Annotated in this window: 14 protein-coding genes; 3 read left to right on the top strand and 11 right to left on the bottom strand. The window is 59.8% G+C overall.

The window, feature by feature from the left end:
* Positions 1–488: 488 nt before the first annotated feature.
* The 7 genes from ASG39_RS18255 to ASG39_RS18225 all read right to left on the bottom strand — a co-directional run bounded on the left by ASG39_RS18255 (position 489) and on the right by ASG39_RS18225 (position 10,498).
* On the bottom strand, positions 489–1,304 hold the full coding sequence (locus tag ASG39_RS18255; RefSeq protein WP_062596391.1) for an ASCH domain-containing protein: 816 nt from the start codon (positions 1,302–1,304) through the stop codon (positions 489–491).
* Positions 1,305–1,402: 98 nt separating this feature from the next.
* Positions 1,403–4,504, bottom strand: coding sequence for a DEAD/DEAH box helicase (locus ASG39_RS18250; protein WP_062596390.1), 3,102 nt, complete (start codon positions 4,502–4,504; stop codon positions 1,403–1,405).
* 11 nt (positions 4,505–4,515) lie between these two features.
* Positions 4,516–5,829 (bottom strand): EH signature domain-containing protein, encoded by a 1,314-nt coding sequence (locus ASG39_RS18245; RefSeq protein ID WP_062596389.1) that lies wholly within the window; start codon positions 5,827–5,829, stop codon positions 4,516–4,518.
* Positions 5,816–6,796 (bottom strand): OmpA family protein, encoded by a 981-nt coding sequence (locus tag ASG39_RS18240; RefSeq protein ID WP_062596388.1) that lies wholly within the window; start codon positions 6,794–6,796, stop codon positions 5,816–5,818. Before ASG39_RS18240 ends, ASG39_RS18245 begins: the two co-directional genes overlap by 14 nt.
* Positions 6,796–8,829, bottom strand: coding sequence for a hypothetical protein (locus ASG39_RS18235; RefSeq protein WP_062596387.1), 2,034 nt, complete (start codon positions 8,827–8,829; stop codon positions 6,796–6,798). The genes ASG39_RS18240 and ASG39_RS18235 overlap by 1 nt, the downstream gene beginning before the upstream one ends.
* Positions 8,830–8,974: 145 nt before the next feature.
* The gene (locus ASG39_RS18230; RefSeq protein WP_062596386.1) at positions 8,975–10,219 is read right to left on the bottom strand and encodes a type II toxin-antitoxin system HipA family toxin; all 1,245 of its coding nucleotides are present in this window, start codon (positions 10,217–10,219) and stop codon (positions 8,975–8,977) included.
* Between the two features lie 12 nt (positions 10,220–10,231).
* Complete coding sequence (locus tag ASG39_RS18225; RefSeq protein WP_062596420.1) at positions 10,232–10,498, bottom strand: helix-turn-helix domain-containing protein; 267 nt, start codon at positions 10,496–10,498, stop codon at positions 10,232–10,234.
* Between the two features lie 1,412 nt (positions 10,499–11,910).
* On the opposite strand from ASG39_RS18225, the gene ASG39_RS18220 reads away from it, so the two are divergent.
* On the top strand, positions 11,911–12,921 hold the full coding sequence (locus ASG39_RS18220) for a hypothetical protein (RefSeq protein ID WP_082477349.1): 1,011 nt from the start codon (positions 11,911–11,913) through the stop codon (positions 12,919–12,921).
* Positions 12,922–13,124: 203 nt separating this feature from the next.
* On the opposite strand, the gene ispG is transcribed toward ASG39_RS18220, so the two are convergent.
* From ispG to ASG39_RS18205, 3 genes are all read right to left on the bottom strand, one after another.
* Complete coding sequence (gene ispG, locus ASG39_RS18215; protein WP_062596384.1) at positions 13,125–14,378, bottom strand: flavodoxin-dependent (E)-4-hydroxy-3-methylbut-2-enyl-diphosphate synthase; 1,254 nt, start codon at positions 14,376–14,378, stop codon at positions 13,125–13,127.
* Between the two features lie 174 nt (positions 14,379–14,552).
* A complete protein-coding gene (locus ASG39_RS18210) occupies positions 14,553–15,755 on the bottom strand; it encodes an MFS transporter (protein WP_062596419.1) in 1,203 nt (400 codons plus the stop codon).
* A 56-nt stretch (positions 15,756–15,811) separates the two neighbouring features.
* Positions 15,812–16,591 (bottom strand): DeoR/GlpR family DNA-binding transcription regulator, encoded by a 780-nt coding sequence (locus ASG39_RS18205; RefSeq protein WP_062596383.1) that lies wholly within the window; start codon positions 16,589–16,591, stop codon positions 15,812–15,814.
* A gap of 211 nt (positions 16,592–16,802) precedes the next feature.
* Between ASG39_RS18205 and ASG39_RS18200 the strand changes: the two genes are divergently transcribed.
* Both ASG39_RS18200 and ASG39_RS18195 read left to right on the top strand, forming a co-directional pair.
* Positions 16,803–17,180 carry a CidA/LrgA family protein gene (locus tag ASG39_RS18200; RefSeq protein ID WP_062596382.1) on the top strand — a complete coding sequence of 126 codons (378 nt, stop codon included), beginning with the start codon at positions 16,803–16,805 and terminating at the stop codon, positions 17,178–17,180.
* Positions 17,181–17,329: 149 nt separating this feature from the next.
* Entirely contained in the window at positions 17,330–18,037 is a 708-nt protein-coding gene (locus ASG39_RS18195; protein WP_062596418.1) for an LrgB family protein, read from the top strand.
* 112 nt (positions 18,038–18,149) lie between these two features.
* Here ASG39_RS18195 and pyc read toward each other — a convergent pair whose 3' ends face one another.
* Positions 18,150–21,605: a pyruvate carboxylase gene (pyc, locus tag ASG39_RS18190; protein WP_062596381.1), complete on the bottom strand. Its 3,456-nt coding sequence runs from the start codon at positions 21,603–21,605 to the stop codon at positions 18,150–18,152.
* Between the last annotated feature and the right edge of the window lie 110 nt (positions 21,606–21,715).

Here is a 21,715-nt window from a genome sequence, read left to right as displayed (position 1 = left end):
CGATCACTCCAGAGCCCCCGCTGAAAACATGCAGGGGACGGTTGAAACATGGGTCAATTCTCAATGGAAATATAACGCTGCGCCGGGTCAGCTCTCAGTGGAAATCAACACCCAAGCTCTTTCAGCTCGCCCTGCTGCTCCGGGCTGATCTCTTCATCGCCTGCCGCTGCCTTGACAGCCAGCTTGGCTGCAATCTTCTTCTGCGTGTATTTAGTCATGTCGTCTTATCTCCTGTTTTCATCCGGTCTTCATCAGGGGCCGTGAGATAATGATGACATAAATTTCCGATATGTGTTACAACCGAAATCGTCAAGTCCTTGAAAAAATTAGTAAACTTGCAGAGTTTCCTAATTTATTCTCATTTTGAGAAGGAAATTTCTCAATGAATCCGGTGAGCTAAAATTTCTGAAAAATATTCAAGCGCCATTTTTTTATGCACCAATAAATTGCACTTGGTATATGAAAAAATTATAGACGAGGCTCGAAAGTTACCTGTCTCGCTTCAAAAGCCGTACCCGGTATTGGTAGGATGCTGTTTCTTCTACAATCACCACGTCGCCCGCTTTCGCTTCGCTGAACCGGAAGAACGATCCGATCCAACCTCGCGCGCGGAAAAACTTCTTCGAACTATCCAGGTCAGTCCAAACAATGTCCTGGCCCCAGTCGACGGAAATCTCCCTCGGCGCCTTGGCAGTTCTATTCGACCCACCTACTGAATCTGCGGGAAAGCGATCGAAGAACCCGCGGAGATATATATGATGGTGATCAATGTTGCCCTGGGTGATCTCGACTTCGCCGATGACCTTGACGTCTCTCTTCTCCGCAACGGCTGGCGCTGCGGCCAGCGAGGTCAAGGGAGCCTGCAAGGCAGGCGCGGCATTCAACTGTCGGACAATCGCCTCCGAAACATCATCCTCGAGATTAACCCATGTCACCGCGCCATTCTTATGACGGTAGCGAACGGGCGTGGTCAGCCGCCGGACATCGGCAAGCACCCATGGCGTGTTCCAGGCCGCCACTTTGCCAGATCGGATCATCTCTTCTGGAATACGGTGGCGTTCGACTGTCTCGATCATCTGCTCTGGGGACTGTGGAGGTTTGACGTCGACCAGTCGAGCCACGCCGTAGACTGCACCAAGCCCTTTCCATATCAACCCGAACCAGCCGCGATGCGATGCTGACGTCGACCGCATCTCCCAGTCCTTTTGACCGCTCAGGATCAGGCTGATCCACGGGTCTGCAATTACAAGGGCCTTGTCGACTGAAAGGATAGGTTCGATGCGGGAATTGCTGTCATTCGTCATGGTCTGTCCAAGTTATTTTCATTTTTGTTCGCTTGCAGGCCTGTCACTGGAAAGCCTCGCGTTGCGGAAATGATTTCCGCATACCGGCGAGGTCGAGATCAATCGATCGCCAGCGATCCGTCGGCCTCCGCCGCCGGAAACCTCAGCTTGTCCCGTTCAAACATTCCCTGCATCGCGGCTCTCACCGGATCGCCCTTGTCGCCTGTCTTCTCGGCACTCATCAGCTGCTGAAGTGCTGCGACATCATCCTGTGTGTCGCCCATGGGCCAAAGCGCGGAACTGGCGAGGCGCCGCTTGCGCATCATCAGGCTCTGAAGGAGGCAATCAAAGGATTGGTCCTGGTATGACGCATGTACCGCCATGGGGATGTGGACCGTCACAGGGTTTGTCTGACCGATACGATGAACACGGTCATTGCATTGCTCTTCGACAGCCGGATTCCACCAGCGGGAAAGATGGATGACATGTGTGGCAGCCGTAAGCGTCAGACCAGTGCCAGCAGCCTTCGGTCCCAATACAAGGAGATCAAACCCCCGATCGTCTTCCAGATGCCGCTGGAACCGGTTGACGATGGCTTGGCGCTGGGGGATCGGCGTGTCGCCGTTGATCAGATCGACCCTCTGAAGCTTGAACTCAGCTTTTACCAGCTCGACAAAACGGTACTGCATCTGCCTGTGCTCTATGAAGACGAGAGCTCTCTCGCCCTGCGCATGAACACGGCGCAGGATATCCATGACGGCGGTCAGGCGTCCCGATGCCGAAATGAAGTCCTCGTCGCTCCATGCAGACTGGACGGATGGGTGGACGGACACGGTGCGAATGTGATGCAGCATCTTCAGCTGAGCGCCGAGGCCGCCAGTTGCCAATTTCAGTTTGGCATCGTCGTAGGCAATAGCCTGGCCTTCCGGCATCAGTCTGGGATGAATTTTCCGCGACTTTTTGGGAAGATGGGACGCGACTTCGTCTTTCAGGCGCCGCAGTGCCAGTGGTGGGCAATCCTTATTGGGCCGGAAAGCGCGTGCATGGAGATCGGTCATGTTATCTGCCGTCGGTTCCTTGTATCTCCCGTGGAAGTCACGCAGACTGTCGAGCGAGCCTGGTGCGAGCTGATCCATGATCGACCAGAGATCGGTCGCAGCGTTTTCGATTGGCGTACCTGTCAGACCAATGCGAAAGTCGGCATTCATCGCTCGTGCGGCGACGGCTCTGAGGCTGACGGGGTTTTTCAACGCCTGAATTTCGTCGAAGACGATCGCGGAGAACGGGATGCGACCCAGCGAATGCTGATAGTTTGTAAGGGTAGTGTAGGTCGTCAGAAGCCAGAACCTGTGAGCACGGCCCTCCTCGATCGCTTCGTGTAGGGAGCTCAGGTCGAGTTTGGCGTCTCCGCTGTCGGTGTCACGCCCCTTTGCACCGACCAGCTTTCGGCCACCGAGACTGCTACCGTAAAGCCGGATGAGATGCCCCAGGCCAGGATCGTGAAGATGGCGGGCGACTTCCTGTTCCCAGTTTTCAAGCAGGGACGTCGGCGCAACGACAAGGACCGGACCTTTGTTGTGAGCATCCGTTTCCGCCATATGCGATTTCAGCCAAGTCAGGAAGGCGATCGTCTGAAGCGTCTTCCCCAACCCCTGTTCGTCTGCATTCAGTACGCCGGGGAGGCCAGCCTTCCAGGCTTCGATCTGCCATTGCAAGCTCTCTACCTGGTGAGGTTTCAGGGGTGTTCTGATGGAAGTCGGAATCCCGGAACTGGCCGTCGCTGATCTCGGGGTGAGTTTCGCGTGCCAGGAAACCTCTTCAAAGTTGACTGCGGTGTCGAGGACGACGGGTCCGCGCTTCCCTTCGTCGGTCTTTTCGTCGACGTTATCACCGTCGTCGTTTTCTGCGGCCGCGCTGAGATGATTGTCTATCACGCTCAGCATTTCCGGCCTGGCCGGTATCGAAAGTTCGCCCAGTTCAACCGCGGATTTCTCTTGCTCGATAGCAGATGAAACCCTTTCCCGTAGCGCCTCGAGGTCGGACCGAGGCATCGCACCGAGCGCCTCTCCGAGTTTTCGGCTGAATTCTTCAGGCAGCCAAGTCGTCCCGCTACCTTCCGTGATGTCGAGCGCGATCTTCTCGAAAGTCACGACGCCCGTCACGCGTTCGGAGAATTCCTTGGTTTCGACGATGAGGCTGCCTGCCGCAGCCTCGATCATCTCCTGCTCGGCTTGGGGTGACAGACCTTCAAGCTTGCCTTGAGATCGAAGCGAAGCTTCTACGGCATTCGATATCTTCAGGCCCGGATTGCGGATGAAGTCCTGACGTTCTGCCGCCGGCGCATGTTGCATCTCTCCCATCACCTGCAGGGCGGGTGCCGCCGAACGGTCAACAACGAGGTAGCTGCCGGGCGAAAGCCTGTAAGCGGGGAGAGCGCCGCGTTCGCGAACCCGGTTCTGGAAGATACCGAGGTCGGTATTCCTGATTTCGCCCATGTCTTCGGAAATTTCGTCGAAGCCGCTCAGATCGCGTTCCAGGCGCTGGAATGAAAATGGAACGACGTCAAAATCGGACGAACTGCGGGGCGAAATGGAAAAACTGTCTGCCATCCGCACTTGTAGACCGCTGAGAAAGTCGGTCATGGAAAGCCGAGCGGCAGGGCCTTTGTTTTCGCCATCGGTACCCGGGTCCAGCATCTGCCTGAACCGTGCCAAGGCTTCCCAGTCCGTCGAATCGCCGTTGCCGGGCCGATGCGCTTCCGACGTTTCGATCGCGTCCATCATCCACAACGGAACGCGGCGCAGTCCGTTGGCTGTTTCAAGGATAGACCCGATCCTTTTGGGAAATTGTCGCTGTCCGTTGCGCAGCCATTCATGCCTCAGCCGGAAGTTGCTAGCCCCGACAATGCCTTCGACGTCGGTCTTGAGGACCAGATCAACCACAGCCGGCAATCCCAGAATTTCCGCAGTCCTGGCGTCAAGAGCGGCGACAAGGCGGTGATCGAGAACAATGGCGTTCGAGGTGATACGAGGTGGAGCATCAATCTCATCACCGATTGCACGGACATCGGCGACGGCCAACAGGAGATCGCGTTCCTCGATCGGGAGGCTGTCCAGATCGGTTGTCGCCTTTCTGGACATCAGCCGGCTAAGAAACCCATATCGTTTTTCACGAAGGGCAAGAGTTACAACGCTCTGGTCGAACGAGACATCAAATTCCAAGGCCGGTTCCTTCAGATGTTTTCCAGCACCCAACCTTCCCAGTAGCCTTGGTGAGACTTCGCCTTGGCTCCTGGAATGTCCCGGATGTCGTCACAATCGTAGTTGTCGCCGTACAGGGCCGGAGCCCGCAGATTCGTAGCGTCGAACACATGGACCTTATAGCTGTGTGAGCCCTCTACGACGATCTTGCGCCCAACCTTTAATATCAGAAGCGACGTGTTACTCCGGCCCCCGCCGGCAATCTGGCGACCAAAGCGCAGCGTTCCTCGACTACCAGACTGTTTGCTTCTCGTTCGGGCCTCTCGAGCCGCTCGGTCACTGAAGGCAACCCATGCGGCATCTATCCGCCCTTGCTGGTGCAGACCCAGCCAGAACTTTCGCCGCGGCTCCCACATGTGGCTTTCTTCGACGGCTGAAACGATATCGAGGAAGAAGCGGATGTTCTCGCGGGTCAGCCATCGGAGGATGACGCTCATCAACTGCTCGGGCACGCCCGTCCAGGCGTCGCCGCGCTGCACCCGCGGATCGCCATAAAGCCCGATCAGGTTTTCGAGGAGATAACGCTGGTCATCCTCCGGTGGTACCGCTTGCGTCCAATGGCCAAGGCAAGCGGAAATTGCGTCCGCAGAACCTGTAAGCTTCGCTTCCTGATTATCGGGCTTCAGCCATCCGAATAGCCTTGCCATGCCTTCGCGGCTCTTCAGCTCCGGTGCGATTGACCGAATATAGGCGAGGTGAGCGTGGTCCATCAAACCATTAGAATGCGGGCTGCGGAGACCCAGACTTTTCAGGCCACTCCATGGATCGTCCATCGGGAGCATCTTTTGGGCGACGGCCTCATGCGCGATGAATGGATCGAGTATCTCGGGGATGCGCTCCAGCAGGTTTTTCCAGCGTCCGCCCAAACGAATCCGAGCCTCGCGAAGCACTTCCGATAGCTCCAAGGTGTGGCGAGCAGTGGGAACATAGCTACCAATATAAATCGATGCCATGGCGCCAAGAAAGCCCATACGCGTCGAAACCCGGCATTCGTCGTAATAGAACCTGCGGAGGTCCGCGAGGTCTGGTCGCTCACGCCGCTCCTCATCAAAGAGCGCTCTTGCCGCCGATGTGACAAGCGACATCGGCGTGTTGTTCCAGTCATCGCTCTGGAAGCGGCGATTGATCTCGGCGACGAGCCTCTCGCGATCGCGCTCCGGTGGGTTCGCTACGACGTCGGGCCAGCGAGAGAGGATACGTTCCGTCGCCGACCACAGCCGATTTATCGCGGGAAGGGCGGGAGCTTCAAAGCGACCGCGCGCCTTCAGCTTCTCAAGGATTCCCATTCGCCACCCCGTCGCTCTTTTCGAGAGAAGCGCGAATCCGTTCGATTTCGTCTGATCGGCTCGGGCTGTACATGATGATCCGCAGATCAACCCGGCGGTTGGTTGCCTTTCCCTCAAGCGTATCGTTCTTTCGGATTGGTCGCATCTGCCCATATCCTGCCACGGAAAGAACGGGCTGGTTGCGAAAATTCTGGAAATCCACCAGTCCCGGTTTGCTCGCAGTCATTGTGGTGAAGGTAGAATTGGCCCGCGCCGTGGAGAGATTCAGGTTGCTGTCGGGGGTTCCGTCCGAATCCGTGTGCCCTTCGATCTGCAATGCCTCGATGATGGACAGGCTCGGGTTGCATTCCAAATTCCACGACTTCTTCGGACCCAACGTATAGCAAGGCAGTATCTGCTCGAGGCGCGCGGCAATCTTTTCGACGACCGCCCTTCTGTCAGCCTTCAACGTGCTGATACCCCTGTCAAAAAGACCTTCGCCCTGGAAACGGAGTGCGTCGCTTTCCTCGCTGATGACGACCTGCAGGTCAGGAAAATCGACTTTCAACTGGTTACGGAGTGTCTCGAGAATTCGACGCCGCTCCGCTGCCGACCGTGTCAAATATGCTTCGAGAGGATCGGGCTTTTTGGATTTCGCGATGATCTCTTCCAGTTCGGCGATCTTTTTCTGAAGTTGAGCTATCTCGATCTGCTGTGTGTCGAGTTCGACGGACTGCTCATCGATGCGTTTCTCCTTGTCGGAGATGAGCGCGCGCAGCTTCTTTATCTCCTCCAGGGCCGTGTCGCGTTCTGCCACGACCTCTTCGTGGATCGTCCTGCTGACAGTATCGTTTTCGCTGTACTCGCTTGCGAAGAACGCCAGAAGAAGCATGACGATGAACAGGAAGCTGACGGTCATGTCCGTCATGGAGACGAACGCGCTCTCCTCTTCTTCTTCCTGATGCTGAACCCTGAAACCGCCGCGCATCACACTCTCCGTGACTGCGGCGCAAACTGCTCGGCCTGCTCAACGATTTCCCTCATCGTGTCGAGAGCCGGGTTCAAGCGATCCTGCATCTCGCGAACATGCCCGAACATTCCGTCGATGGCGCGCGCGACCTGCTCGGTGTAAATATCGAACGCATTACCAAGCTTGCTATCCATGTCATCCAGACGATCGCCCTGACCGCGCATCTGGTCCACGAGAGTTTTCAGACCTGACATCGTGGTCTCGATTGCGAGCCGCTCCTGCCCCAGTATCTTTTCCGCGGCGTCGAGGGCCGCTGCGGCAGACTGTGCCGTCGTCTCTGCGGTTCTCGAGACGACGCTGGCAACATGCTGTGTACTGTCGGTCAGCTGACGGACCGATGTATCGATCCGTTCGGCAATAGACCGGATTGGCGTGGCGGCGGAAATGAGATCGCCGGATGCGGAACGGAAGGTGCCGGCCGCCTCGGAGGATGCATCTGCGCCTGCACGCACTCCCTCGGCCATTCGGCGCAGATCAGCATTGCTCTGATTGAGCCCTGTGATCATCTCCTTGAGCTGACCTGCGATGCCCTCCAGCGGTGCCATCAGTTCCTGGCCCGCCTTCATCGCGGCCTGCTCGGAAATCCGGGCGATCTCGGCACTGGTTCTGCCGAAGGCATCGACGACGTTCTGGCCAGCGGCGCTGATCGAGCCGCTCGCGTCCGACGTCGCAGCCTGAATTCGTGCATTTGCGGCCTCGGTGCCGGATTTCGCCGCAGCCTCGATTTCAGAGCGAAACGATTCGGCAGCAGCGCGCATTTCGCCTGCGGCGGCGGACATGGCCTGAGCGCCTTCCCCGGTATTGCTGCGGATGCCCTCCAGTGTCTGGTTCATGACATCGAGCAGCCGTTCCGCGCCCTGCGTAAATGCCCCTCCCGCCGACTGCGTTGTCGCGGCCATCGAGTTCCTTAGCTCCTCGACCGCTTGCGCGACCCGCATCGTCGCCGTTTCCATCTCCGAACCCATGCGGCCGGAACTCTGGTCCATGCGATCGGCTAGCTGTCCGATCTTCATTCCGGCTTCCGAGAGACGCTGGCTGGCATCGGACAGGGCAAGGCCGACTGTGTCGGTGAGTTTGTTGGAGAGGCCGGAAACCAGATCGCCGACGCCTTCAGCGCCGAGCTTTCCAACGCGGTCCATCATAGGGGCCATCGCGTCGCTGATGGACGCAGAGATTGCCTTAGGCAGCTCTTCCCGAAGTGGGCGACCAATTTCGGCGACCAATTCCATTCCGATGATGCGGAAGTGTTCACGTTGTTCACGAACGGCCTGGAGCTGTTCGGACGCGAGCGCTTCAAGGCTGATGTATGTCAGCTTTTTCTCGATGGACTCACAAAGCCCATGCGTGGCTTTCAGCAGCAACCCGTAAACGCGGCGGAATACGACGGTGAAGACAATGGAGCAGAAGAGGCCTGTCAGCGACATTATGAACTTTGCTGACGCGATACTTAGCAACGTTCTCATTGTTGCGCTGTTGATTTCGTCGCCTTGAGACATCGCATTCAATGCCGATATCAATCCAAGGAACGTCAGAAACAGTCCGATCGTCACGAACAGGCCCGGAGCGATACGCCAGGCTCCCGCCCCGAAACCCAAATCTTCAACATTCAAGAACGTCGAGGGTCGGACCGCATTTCGAAGAATGATATTGCCGTCTTCCTCGTGGGGAACAAATGTCTCCCGATACTCGGTCCATGCGTGAGCAAGTTGGCGCTGTTCAGGAGACTTTGCATTTTCTGTGATTTTCGCGCAAAGGGCGTCGATATCGCGGCTGAATTCGATTTCATTGGCGCTAGCGGAAATCTGTTTGCGCAACCACACCACCGCGCGGCGTTGCTTGCTTACCCGGCGCCAAAATGCAACCGACACCACAAGGAGAGCCAGCAGCAGGAGAAAAGCAATAAACCCTGGCGCAGATTCGTGTGTCAAAAGTCCCGCGAGATGCAAGATTGAGGCTCGGAAAAAATCTCCTATGGAAATTACAAACTGCACTTAACCCCCCAGAATATTACGGCAAATCCCCTGCCATCTTGCGACAACTTAAAATCGCACAAGTCTGCCGAAAGTTGTAACCTTAAATATTGCCATCCAGTTAAATCCGGTGGCTACACACGGCATGATGAGACTGGCAGGACAGTCACAGAGTGGCCTGCCGATTAATCTTCAAGCATCGCTTTCGAATAACAAAGGCAAGTCGGTCTGAAACTTCTCTCTTGGCGGGGGAGTTCGTTAAGTCAACGTTTGAAGCGATCTCAACCTGCGAGGAAACGCTGTCTGAAAGCTCCTGTACTCGTCTTGTCATGAGAGCGTGGCTCAGGCCAACGGCCGATGCGAATTGCTGCCAATCCTTACCGTGTAGCTCGTTGGCGTTCCGCTTTGTCCCGATCTGCTGAGGCAGCGACTGATCAACTTGCTTATAGACCGCTGCGCACATCAGGTCATAGAGCGGCGCGAGTTTCGCCGTTCCGGCGGCACCGACAAGAACCGAATAGTTCTTGGCGTGGGAGTCGGAGTTGCAGATCAGGATATTGAAGATGACGGCGTCGAGCAGCCTCAATCGTTCGGCGGGCGACACGTACCGCGCCAGCGCCTCAAACATCTGCGTAAGCGAAGCGCCGCCGCGCTGGCCAAGCCCGGTCCGCTCGTATTTCTCCGAGGGAAACAGTCCGAGCAGCTGGCAGAAATCCTCCTGATGGACGCGGCGGATCGTGCCTTTGGTGTCGGCGATGCGGTCGTAACGTCTGACTAGCAGGTAGTCTCTTTTACCCGCTCGGCCCGTCGTCACCTCGGCCGTTTCCAGCCCACAGAGTTTGGCAAGGGTCATGCAGAAAGCTTCGTTCGTGACGCTGTCCGCCAGACGCCGTATGTCCGGCTTCAGGATGTGTGTTGATGGCGTGCCGTCCAAGGGAATTGCTATCTTGCCGTCCTTATCGACGAAGACGGGCAGTTTGTCCTGAACGCCAGCCAGGGACATCGACACGCCGCGTTCTCCGATCAGAAAAGGGCGTTCGGGCAGTTCATCGAGGATGCGTTCAAGCGCTGCCTCGTTCTCGATGATGCGGAAATTATTTCCGTCTCGGCGCGGTTCCCCGAGCGAAAATGCTCCAGCGGTATCGCGACCCAGGCGCGTCAGCAGACCAATAATGTCCTGCGGAGAAACTTTTAGGCGCTGGCCGATCTCTGAGAGATGCGTCTCAGGGAGAAGATTGGCAAGCCACGGCATGACCCGATCGGCGCCATAGGGGCCGGATCGCAAGGGCATCGTCAGGGAGATTGGAAATGCCGAAGCGCGTTGTTCCCAGCTCGGTTCATAGGCGAGCGAAATCCCATCGCGGTCGATCAGATTGGCAACAGGCAAGCTCTCATAGAAGATCGTAGTCACGGCGACGCCTGATCAAGAGAAACGGGGCAGGTAGGCGAGATCATCATCGGCATCCGCAACAGCTGGTGGGGCTGCGGATTTCAGGTCACCGAGATCAATGCCGACCGTCCGTGCGGCGATGAGCGCCTTTTCGAGTTGGCAACTCGGCTTGCCATTTTCCAGATCGACGATGAAGCGTTCCCCGGTCCCACACCGTTCCGCCAACTGGGTCTGCGTCCAGCCCTGCTTTTTTCTGTGTTCGCGAACCAACGCGCCGAAATCCGCAGCTGAATGGATCATCATGCACTCTCCATATGGTTAGCTTACCGTACAGGAAGATTTTTGGAATACTAGGGAAAACTTACCGAAGAGGAAGAATTGCGCTTCTCAACAAAAATCCTCCCGATCGGGAAGGCGTAATCCCAGACTTGATTGCAGCAGAACATTTGTTAAGCTGACATCGAATGGAGGCGAGATAAATTGCTCGCCTGGGGTTTGCTAAGAGCCCGTCAGCGAAACGTCCGATAGGCGCTCGTACCGTTTAAAGACTGCGGAGTGACGTAGATTTACGTCGTCTCGTGCGAGGGTTTTCCTCCCAACTGAGGGGTGACCGTTTTTCCCGGTCGCTGCACGTCCGCTTCAGCAATGAAGCAAAGGACGTGGACTCATGCCATCAAACAAATTGAAGAATCTCAGACGACAGGCCGCCCGGAACCAGGGTGGGAGCTGTTTCTATTGCCAGCAACCGATGGGATACCAGCCTGCATGAATTCATCGTGCACTATGGACTTTCTCCCAGTCTGGCAAAGCGGTTTCGATGCACCGCCGAGCATGTCAAGGCGAGAACAGACGGTGGCAAGGACGTGGCTACGAACATCGTCGCTGCATGCCTCTTCTGCAACACGACACGACACAAGGCGAAGCGTCCGGTGGACGCGGCCAAACATGCCTCTGTCGTGCGTTCCAGACTGGAGAAGGGCAGGTGGCACCCGGCGCAGGCCATAGCCGCTTTGAGCAAACCAACGACCCAACCAATCTGAACGGAAGGGCTCCGACAGCATGCAATCTTCAAGTCAAAACCGGAGCCCAAAAGACGAGCGAAAATGTCGACTTGCCAAAATGTATCGCGCCATGTATCGCTCGAAGTATCGTAATCGGGCTTATCTGTCAGTGTATTGGCGGAAACCTTTGGTTTTGCTGTAATTGGGGAAGAGTCCCACCCTCTCCGCCATTTTCTGCCTGTGCGCATCGATATCTGACGGCAGCTCCAGCCTTTTTTCCCGTCATGGTTCGCTTCGCGATCGACGGGGCTCGGTCTTCGGCGCGAACGCTGTGTATCAGCTAGAACCACTCAATTTCTAAAGGCGCCAGATCTTGCGCTTGAAATGACATCGATCGTGACCTGTTCGTCTGCCTGGTTATTCAGCTTTTGATTGCGTCAAGGCGCGGCACTTGGGTTGCGTGGAACAGACTGGGTCATTCACTCTGTCGCTCTTGCTTCACTTGAAGCTCGCGGATTCTCACTTTTTTCGGTTCGAAACGATCAAGCCGAAGCGAACATGCAGCCGGCTGCTGGGCGAATCCGCATCGTCGCAAGACTGGAAAAATCAACAACAGCATCGAATGGAACGGAGTTGTTTTAGAGATCGTTCATTCATAAGATATTAGAAAACTGTTATGATCAAATAATCTCAGATAACATAGGTGTGGACATGGCAAAAATTACTGTTGGTGCGCTTGGGGCAGGGAAGGGGTTCGACTTCAACGTGTTCGAAGAGCTGGATTTCTTCGATTACGATAACGCGTCGACGCCGACGGCCAGTGGTTTCAAGATCTATGGAGACAGCCGCAATTACACGGAGGTCAAGGGCACAAACCTGACCTACCAGATCGAGAATGGCGAGATCTACGGTCTGAAAAGCGGAACCGTGAACGCGCTGACCCAGGTGACGAATGGGAAGGTTCTCTTTGCCGCGACGGATCTCGGTCTTTCGGCCGTTGCGCTGAGCAAGACGATCGACGGCACGGCAATGGATGGTTTGAAGCTGCTGCTGTCAGGGAACGACACGGTTACGGGCACCGCTTATGCCGATACGTTGTTCGGACTTGCGGGCAACGATATCCTGATCGGTGGCTTGGGTTCGGATAAACTTGTTGGGGGCGCGGGGCGGGATACGGCGTCGTACGAAAACGCAACGAGCGGCGTAACGGCCAGTCTGGCGACGACTATCAGCGGCACCAACGAGGCCAAAGGGGATGTGTATGTCTCCGTCGAGAACCTGACCGGCTCGAAATATGCCGACAAGCTCTATGGCGACGCCAATGCCAATGCGCTCAGCGGTGGGGCAGGGAACGATGCGCTGTCCGGCGGCGCGGGGGCTGACGCGCTCTCTGGCGGGGCGGGGAAGGACATGTTCGCGTTCAAGGCGCTTTCGGACTCGACCGTGGCGGCATCCGGCCGGGATACGATCTTCGACTTCTCGCGTGCCGACGGCGACAAGATCGATCTCTCCCAGATCGATGCGAACACCAAGATTGCTGGAAACAACGCGTTTACGCTGATCGGCGGCAAGGCCTTCACAGGCAAAGCCGGCGAACTTCGGGTCGAGAAGATGGCCTCGGATACCTATGTCTATGGCGACGTGAACGGCGATCGGAAGGCCGACTTCGCGATCCACCTGGACGATGCGGTCACTTTGACGACTGATTTTTTCATCCTGTAGACCGGATAGACGAGGTCTGGAGGGGCACTTTGCTTCTCCAGATGGTCCTCCCTCGGCCTTGGCTGTCGGCTTGTCGCGCACGGCGCGGGCGACATTGCCCGGCAAATCCCAAGGGTGCGGGCGTGACGAAGCCGGACCGCAGCCAGCAGGTGAACGGGAGGGTGTCATCCCCTCGCTGTTCTCTCCGGATCGCGCGTATCGCCTCACTCCGCCGCGGCCTGGCCCTGGCCGAAGCGCTTTTCGATATATTCGCCAACGAGCGTTTCGAAATCGCCGGCGATGTTGGTGCCGCGGATGGTCAGGGCCTTCTTGCCGTCGATATAGACCGGCGCCGCAGGGAGTTCGCCGGTTCCCGGAAGGGAAATACCGATGTCGGCGTGCTTGCTTTCGCCGGGACCATTGACGATGCAGCCCATGACGGCAACTTTCAGGCCTTCGACGCCCGGATATTTCTCGCGCCAGACCGGCATATTGCGGCGGATGTCGTCCTGGATCTTCTGGGCGAGCTCCTGAAACACGGTGGATGTCGTGCGTCCGCAGCCCGGACAGGCGGCGACAACGGGGACAAACTGGCGGAAGCCCATGACCTGCAAGAGTTCCTGCGCCACCTGCACCTCGCGGGTGCGGTCGCCGCCGGGCTCCGGCGTCAGCGAAATGCGGATCGTATCGCCGATGCCCTGCTGCATCAGAATGCCGAGCGAAGCGGAGGAGGCGACGATGCCCTTGGAGCCCATGCCGGCTTCCGTCAGGCCGAGATGGAGCGCGTGATTGGTGCGCACCGAGAGCATGGCATAGGTCGGAATGAGGTCCTGAACGTTGGAAACCTTAGCCGAGAGAATGATCCGGTTGCGCGGCAACCCGATCTCTTCGGCAAGTTCCGCCGAAATCAGCGCCGACTGCACGATGGTTTCGCGCATGACCTGCTGCGCGGTGAGCGGAAAGCCTTTTTCCTGATTGTCGTTCATCAGGCGGGTCAGGAGCTCCTGGTCGAGGGAACCCCAGTTGACGCCGATGCGAACGGGTTTGTCGTATTCGATCGCCCGCTCGATGATGGCGCCGAACTGCCGGTCCTTCTTTTCCTTGAAGCCGACATTGCCGGGATTGATCCGGTATTTGGCCAGGGCCTCCGCGCAGGCCGGGTGATCGGCGAGCAGCTTGTGGCCGATGTAATGGAAATCGCCGATCAGGGGCACGTCGAGGCCGAGGCGCTCCAGCCGCTCGCGAATACGCGGCACGGCGGCCGCGCTCTCGTCGCGATCGACGGTGATGCGCACGAGTTCCGAGCCGGCGCGGTGAAGGGCCGCCACCTGCGCTACCGTCGCATCCACGTCGGCCGTGTCGGTATTGGTCATCGACTGCACGACGACGGGCGCGCCGCCGCCGACGAGGACACCCCCGACATCCACCCCGACCGTTTCGCGGCGTGGCTGGGGTTCGAAGGCAAAGGACATGGACATGGTGGGCCTCGTGCATTCCCGGTCGATCGGCGCCCCTGAGGTGCAGGAGGATCGCCGCGCTGTCAACTGACGGCGCCTCTCAAGGGTCGAAAAGGGGCCATGGCAGCCCCCGTCCTCCATCAGATCTTGGCGGCGAATTCATGACGCGCACCCGCCGTCTTGCCTGGCTTCAACTCAGTCCTTCGTCGCATCGGCATGAACCGCATGGCCCGACAGCAGGAGGACGACGATGAACAATGCGGGGATGGAGGTGAAGATGATCGAGAAGCCGACATGCTCGGCAATGAAGCCGATGAGGGACGGGGCAAACAGAATGCCCGAATAGCCCATGAAGGTCACGACCGAGAGGCCGATGCCGGGCGCCAGACCCGGCAGATTGCCGGCTGCCGAAAACGCGATCGGCACCATGTTGGAAATGCCGATGCCGGCGAGTGCAAAGCCGATGATGGCGACCGTCGCATCGGGTGCGAGCCCGGCCATCACCAGCCCGACGAGGGCAAGCAGGGTGCAGACCCGGAGCGTCCTCACCGCGCCGAAGCGATCACGGACATGATCGCCGGCAAAGCGCATGATTGCCATGGTGGCGGAGAAGGCGGCAAAGCCGTAGCCCGACAAGGCGACCGATGCGCCGAGTTCGTTGCGCAGGTAGAGCGCGCTCCAGTCGATGACCGATCCCTCGGGGATCATCGAAAACAACGCGACGATGCCGATCAGCCAGGGCAGCGGCGAGCGCGGCAGGGCCAGCTTCTCCGTTTCCGCCTCGGGATGCGGATGGTCGGCCATGACCATCGGCCAGGCGATGGCAAGGATCGCAAAGCCGGCGATGGTGACGAGGACCGCATGCATGATCTCGCCGAACTGCGCGATCGCCGGGCCGCCGAGCGCCGCACCGGCCAGTGCGCCGAGGCTCCAATAGGCATGGCAGGACGACATGATCGCCCGCCGCATGCGCTTCTCCACGGCCACCGCATTGGCATTCATCGCCACGTCCATCGCGCCGATGAAGCCACCGAACAGAAACAGGCCCACGAAGGCGAGAGGCAGGCCCGGCACCAGGCTGAGCACGAGCAGGACGGGCACGAGGCAGGCCGCCATCAGCTTGGAGATTTTTTGCGAGCCGAGCCGGGAGATCAGGCCGCCTGCAATGGGCATCATCAGAAGCGAGCCGATGCCGAAGGTGAGAATCAGCAGGCCGAGCATGCCCTCGCTGATGCCGAGACGGTCTTTCAGTACGGGGATTTTCGGCGCCCAGCTGCCCATCATGAAGCCGTTCATGAGGAACAGCAGGGACACGGCGAGCCGGATCCGCGGCATGTAGCCCTGCGGGGCCATCTCTCTTGGGGCGTCGGATGCGCCTGCGGTGGTGTGGTGGTCCATCATCTGTCTCCTTCCGGCCTGCGACCGGATCGTGTCGTTCTGGTTCCGTGTGCGGATCAGCCGGCGACCGGCTGCGCCTGCAGAATGGTGACGCCCGTCGTCTCAAGCCCGGCGGTGACCGCATCCGGCGCGTCCGCCTCGAGCGTCAGCGTCATCCGGTCGTTGAGGGCGGCGATGACGAAGGGATGGACCGCGCCCAGCTTGTCGGTCGTACAGGCGACGAGCACGGCGGCCGCATGGGCCGCAGCGATCGTCTTGAAGGCCACGTCGTCATAGACGAGGCCCGTCAGGCCCGCCGCACTGTCGATGCCGCAGGCGCCGAGAATGCAGAGGTCCGGTCGCAGCATCTGCAGATCCCGCTCCGCCTGCCGGCCGATCGCCGCGCCGACATGCCGGTCGATCCGACCGCCGATGGTGATGACCTCGAGCCGGGGATGTTCCAGCGCGGCCGTGGCGATGGCCGGCATGTTGGTGGCCAGAGTGAGGGAGAGCCCCGGCGGGAGCGCCTGGACGATGGCGAGATTGGTCGATCCGGCATCGACGAACACCGTCATCCCGTCCTTCAGGCGCGTGACGGCGGCCTCGGCCAGCGCCTGCTTGCGCCCGCGCGAGATGCCGGTCCGCACTGAAAACGGCTGTTCCGACGGCAAGGCCAGTGCACCGCCATAGACCCGTTCGCAGAGGCCGGCCGCAGCCATGTCGCGCAGGTCACGCCGGATCGTGTCCTCCGAGACCTTGAAGTGACGCGCAAGGTCGCCGGCCAGAACCCGGCCGGACTGGCGGAGCTCGATCCTGATTGCATCCTGTCTTTCGCGCGACAGCAGATCGCTCGACATTCATCTCGTCCAATCGTGCATGAATCGGTATGAACGTGCATAAACAATTTTGACAGATATGCAAAGGGGTCCATCGAATATGATCTGATTGACGGCGAAAAGACTGAGGTCGCCGCGTCTCGTTTCAGACGTCTTGACGCTTTCGGGAGCGGCGGTTCACAAGCAGAATCCAGCGCAAGTTTTGCGTGCCGAACCCGAGGAGACACCTGGCATGATCCAAGGCATCACATGGCTGCTTGGCTTCCAACTCGTGGGCGAGGTTCTGTCCTATGCGAGCGGGGGGCAGGTTCCGGGCCCCGTCATCGGGCTGGCGCTGCTGGCGGTCTTTCTGCTGGCGACACGTCGCTTGCCGGCTGCAGCCGCCATGGAGCAATCCACGGGCAAGGTCGCAGACGGGCTTCTGGCCAATCTCGGCATTTTGTTCGTGCCCGCGGGGGTGGGCATCATCCAGCATCTCGATCTCGTCATGTCCTTGGGCCTGCCGATTCTTGCCGCCATCCTCGTCTCCACCATCGTCACGCTCGTCGTCACCGTCTGGGCCTTCACATTGGCCAAGCATCTGGAGCACAGGTGGAGGCGCAAGCCATGATCGGTATGAGCGTGACCGCCCTTACGGCGATGGAGGGCATACCGGCAGCAGTGCCGTCAGGGCAGAGGCTGACGGTTCCCCAAGCTTTATCCGAACAGGTGCTCTCGGCGCAGGTCCTCTCCGGACAGGTGGCCGATCAGGCGCAGGGCGTGCCCCTTCTGCCGTCCAGCCTCTGGGTCTATCTCTCGGCGACGCCGCTGTTCTGGCTGACCGCGACGCTCGTCGTCTGGCTGCTCGCCAATGCTGCTGCCCGCCGCGCGAACGGACATCCGCTGGTCAATCCGGTGCTGATCTCCGTTATCGTCATCGGCATGGGTCTGACGCTCGGTGGCGTCGCTTATCCCGCCTATTTCGAAGGTGCGCAGTTCATTCACTTCCTCTTGGGTCCGGCAACGGTCGCGCTGGCGGTGCCGCTCGTGCGGCAGATCAAGCTCGTCGTTGCCAATCTTCTGCCCATGCTGGCTGCGCTTGCCGCCGGCAGCGTCACCGCCGTTCTCAGCGTTCTCGCGCTCGGGTCTCTCTTCGGCTTTCCCGAGGCCCTCACCGTCTCCATGGCGCCGAAATCCTCGACGGCCGGCGTCGCCATGGCGATTTCGAAAGGCCTCGGGGGCGATCCGGGCCTCACCGCCGTCTTCGTCATCCTCACCGGCATTACCGGAGCGGTCGTCGTCACGGGTTTGATGAACCGCATGCGGATCACCGACTATGCGGCGCGCGGCTTTGCGGCGGGTCTCGCGTCCCACGGCATCGGTACCGCCCGTGCCTTTCAGGTCGATCCGGTGGCGGGCCTCTTTGCCGGCATTGCCATGGCGCTGAACGCGTTGGTCACCGCGCTGATCGTGCCGCTATTTCTGTAGCAGAGACCCGCGAAACCCTGGAGATAGCCGGTCTCGAACGCAGAACACCGGCTCGAACGCAGAACACCGGCCGTCGCCGGCCGGTGTTCTCGATGTCATCGGGTCGCAGTCTTCAACCGAAGACGACGAGCAAGTCCTTCGTGTCGATCTGGTCGCCGGCCTTCACCAGCACCTCGGCGATCGTGCCGTCCTTTTCGGCGTGAAGCGCGGTCTCCATCTTCATGGCTTCGATGGAGAGCAGCACGTCGCCGGCCTTGACGGTCTGGCCGGCGGAGATGGCGACGGTCGAGACGACGCCCGGCATCGGCGCGCCGAGATGGGCGACGTTGCCGGCTTCGGCCTTGCGGCGCACGGCGGCGGTCGCCGCGCGGTTGCGGTCGGGCACCTTGATCATGCGGGCCTGGCCGTTCAGCTCGAAGAAGACCTTGACCATGGCCTGCTCGTCCGGCTCGCTCTTGGCCTGGTGCTGGATGACCAGCGCCTTGCCGCGCTCGATCTCGGGTAGAAGCTCCTCGCCCGTCGTCAGTCCGTAGAAATAGGCATTCGTCGGCAGCACCGAGACGGGACCGTAGGTCTCGACCGCCAGCGCGTAGTCGGTGAAAACCTTGGGATACATGAGGTAGGAGGCGAACTCGGCATCCGACACCGGACGGCCGATCTTGGCCTCGACCTCCTGGCGTTCGGCATCGAGATCGGCGTCCGGCAGCAGCGACCCCGGGCGATCGGTATAGGCGTCCTCGCCCTTCAGCGCTTTCTTCTGCAGCGCTTCCGGCCACCCGCCCGGAGGCTGACCGAGATCGCCCTTCAGCATGGAGACGACCGATTCCGGGAAGGACACGTCCTTTGCCGGATTTTCGACATCGGCAACGGAGAGATCCTGGCTCACCATCATCAGCGCCATGTCGCCCACCACCTTGGAGGACGGCGTGACCTTGACGATGTCGCCGAACATCTGGTTGACGTCGGCATAGGTCTGGGCGACCCGATGCCACTTGGTCTCCAGACCCAGCGAGCGCGCCTGTTCTTTGAGATTGGTGAACTGGCCGCCCGGCATTTCATGGAGATAGACTTCCGATGCCGGTCCCTTGAGATCGCTCTCGAAGGCCGCATACTGGTGGCGCACGGCTTCCCAGTAGAAGGAGATGCGGCGGATCGCTTCGGGATCGAGACCCGGATCGCGCTCGGAGCCCTTCAGCGCTTCGACGATCGAGCCGAGGCAGGGCTGAGAGGTGTTGCCGGACAGCGCGTCCATCGCGGCATCGACCACATCGACGCCCGCATCCACGGCGGCGAGCACGGTTGCCGCGGCAATGCCCGAGGTGTCGTGCGTGTGGAAATGGATCGGCAGGTCTGTCGCCTCGCGCAGCGCCTTGAACAGCACCGTGGCCGCCGCCGGCTTCAGCAGGCCGGCCATGTCCTTCAGCGCGATCATGTGGGCGCCGGCCCGTTCCAGCTCGCCGGCAAGGGCCGTGTAGTATTTCAGGTCGTATTTCGGGCGAGCAGAGTTAAGAATGTCGCCCGTGTAGCAGATCGCCGCCTCGCAGATGCGGTTCTCCTCGTTCACGGCATCCATCGACACGCGCATGTTCTCCACCCAGTTGAGGCAGTCAAACACGCGGAACACGTCGATGCCTTCGCGGGCGGCCTGGCGCACGAAGTATTTGACGACATTGTCGGGATAGTTCTTGTAGCCGACGCCGTTCGCCCCGCGCAGCAGCATCTGCAGCAGCAGGTTCGGCGCGTCCTCGCGGATGCGGGCGAGCCGATCCCACGGGTCTTCGGTCAGGAAGCGCATGGAGACGTCGAAGGTCGCGCCGCCCCAGCATTCGAGCGAGAACAACTGCGGCAGGGCTTTCGCATAGGTACCGGCGATCCGTACGATGTCGTAGGTGCGCATGCGGGTCGCCAGCAGCGATTGGTGGCCGTCGCGCATGGTGGTGTCGGTCATCAGCACGGGCTTTTCGGCGCGCACCCATTCGGCGAATTTTTTCGGCCCGAGTTCGTCCAGCTTCTGCTTGGTGCCGGGCACGATGTCGGTCTTGACGTAGGGCACGACCGGCTTTGCGACATCGGCCGGCGGGCGCGGCCGGCCCTTGGCTTCGGGATGGCCGTTGACGGTGACGTCGGCGAGATAGGTCAGCAGCTTCGATGCGCGGTCCTGACGCTTGACCTGCTGGAAGAGCTCCGGCGTCGTATCGATGAAACGCGTCGTATAGGAATTGTCCCGGAATTTTGGATGCGTGATGATGGCTTCGAGGAAGGTGAGGTTCGTCGCCACGCCGCGGATACGGAATTCGCGCAGGGCGCGCTCCATGCGGGTGATCGCCTCGGCCGCTCCCGGCGCCCAGACAGTCACTTTGACCAGCAGCGGATCGTAGAAGCGGGTGATGACCGCGCCGGTATAGGCCGTGCCGCCATCGAGCCGGATGCCGAAGCCGGCCGCCGAGCGATAGCCGGTGATACGGCCATAGTCGGGAATGAAGTTCTGCTCGGGGTCCTCCGTGGTGATGCGGCACTGAAGCGCGTTGCCGTTCAGCCGGATGTCCGCCTGCTTCGGCACGCCCGATTCCGGCGTCCCGATCGCATGGCCGTCGAGAATGTGGATCTGCGCCTTGACGATGTCGATGCCGGTGACGACTTCGGTCACGGTGTGCTCGACCTGGATGCGCGGGTTCACCTCGATGAAGTAGAACTTGCCGGTGTCCATATCCATCAGATACTCGACCGTGCCGGCGCCGATGTAGCTGGTCGCCTGGGCGATCTTGACCGAGTAGGCTGCAAGCTCCTGGCGCTGCGCTTCGTTCAGATAGGGGGCGGGCGCCCGCTCCACGACCTTCTGGTTACGGCGCTGAACCGAACAGTCACGCTCGAACAGGTGCACGACATTGCCGTGGGTGTCGCCCAGAACCTGGCTTTCCACATGGCGCGCACGCTCCACCAGCTTTTCCAGATAGACTTCGTCCTTGCCGAAAGCGGCCTTCGCCTCGCGCTTGGCTTCCGTCACCTCGCGGGCAAGATCCTTCGGGTCGCGGATGGCGCGCATGCCGCGCCCGCCGCCGCCCCAGGAGGCCTTGAGCATGATCGGATAGCCGATCTCCTCGGCCATGCGCGCCACCTGCGCCATATCGTCGGGCAGCGGTTCGGTGGCAGGGACCACGGGAACGCCGATCTCGATGGCCAGATTGCGGGCGGCGACCTTGTTGCCGAGGCGGCGCATCGTGTCGCCCGTCGGGCCGATGAAGATGATGCCGGCTTCCTTGCAGGCATCCACGAATTCCGGGCTCTCCGACAACAGGCCGTAACCCGGATGGATCGCATCCGCGCCCGAGAGCTTGGCGACCCGCAGGATCTCGTCGATCGAGAGATAGCTTTCGATCGGTCCGAGGTCGCGCTCCAGATGGGGCCCCCGCCCGATCTGGTAGCTTTCGTCCGCCTTGAAGCGGTGCAGGGCAAGCTTGTCCTCTTCGGCCCAGATCGCCACCGTCTTCAGGCCCAGCTCGTCGGCTGCCCGAAACACGCGGATCGCGATTTCCGATCGATTGGCAACGAGAATCTTTTTGATGGACAAGCTGGCCTCCTACACCTTGACATGCGGTTCTGCTGCACCGCGGAATAACTTCTATCGGTTGCCATTCGGAAGTTCAATTTCGGATTTCATGCGCATGTCATATTCGACGC

This window comes from Rhizobium sp. Leaf371 (assembly GCF_001424045.1).
Taxonomy (GTDB): domain Bacteria; phylum Pseudomonadota; class Alphaproteobacteria; order Rhizobiales; family Rhizobiaceae; genus Ferranicluibacter.
Note: the sequence above shows the minus strand (reverse complement) of the source record. Positions and strands in the feature narration are given on the sequence as shown.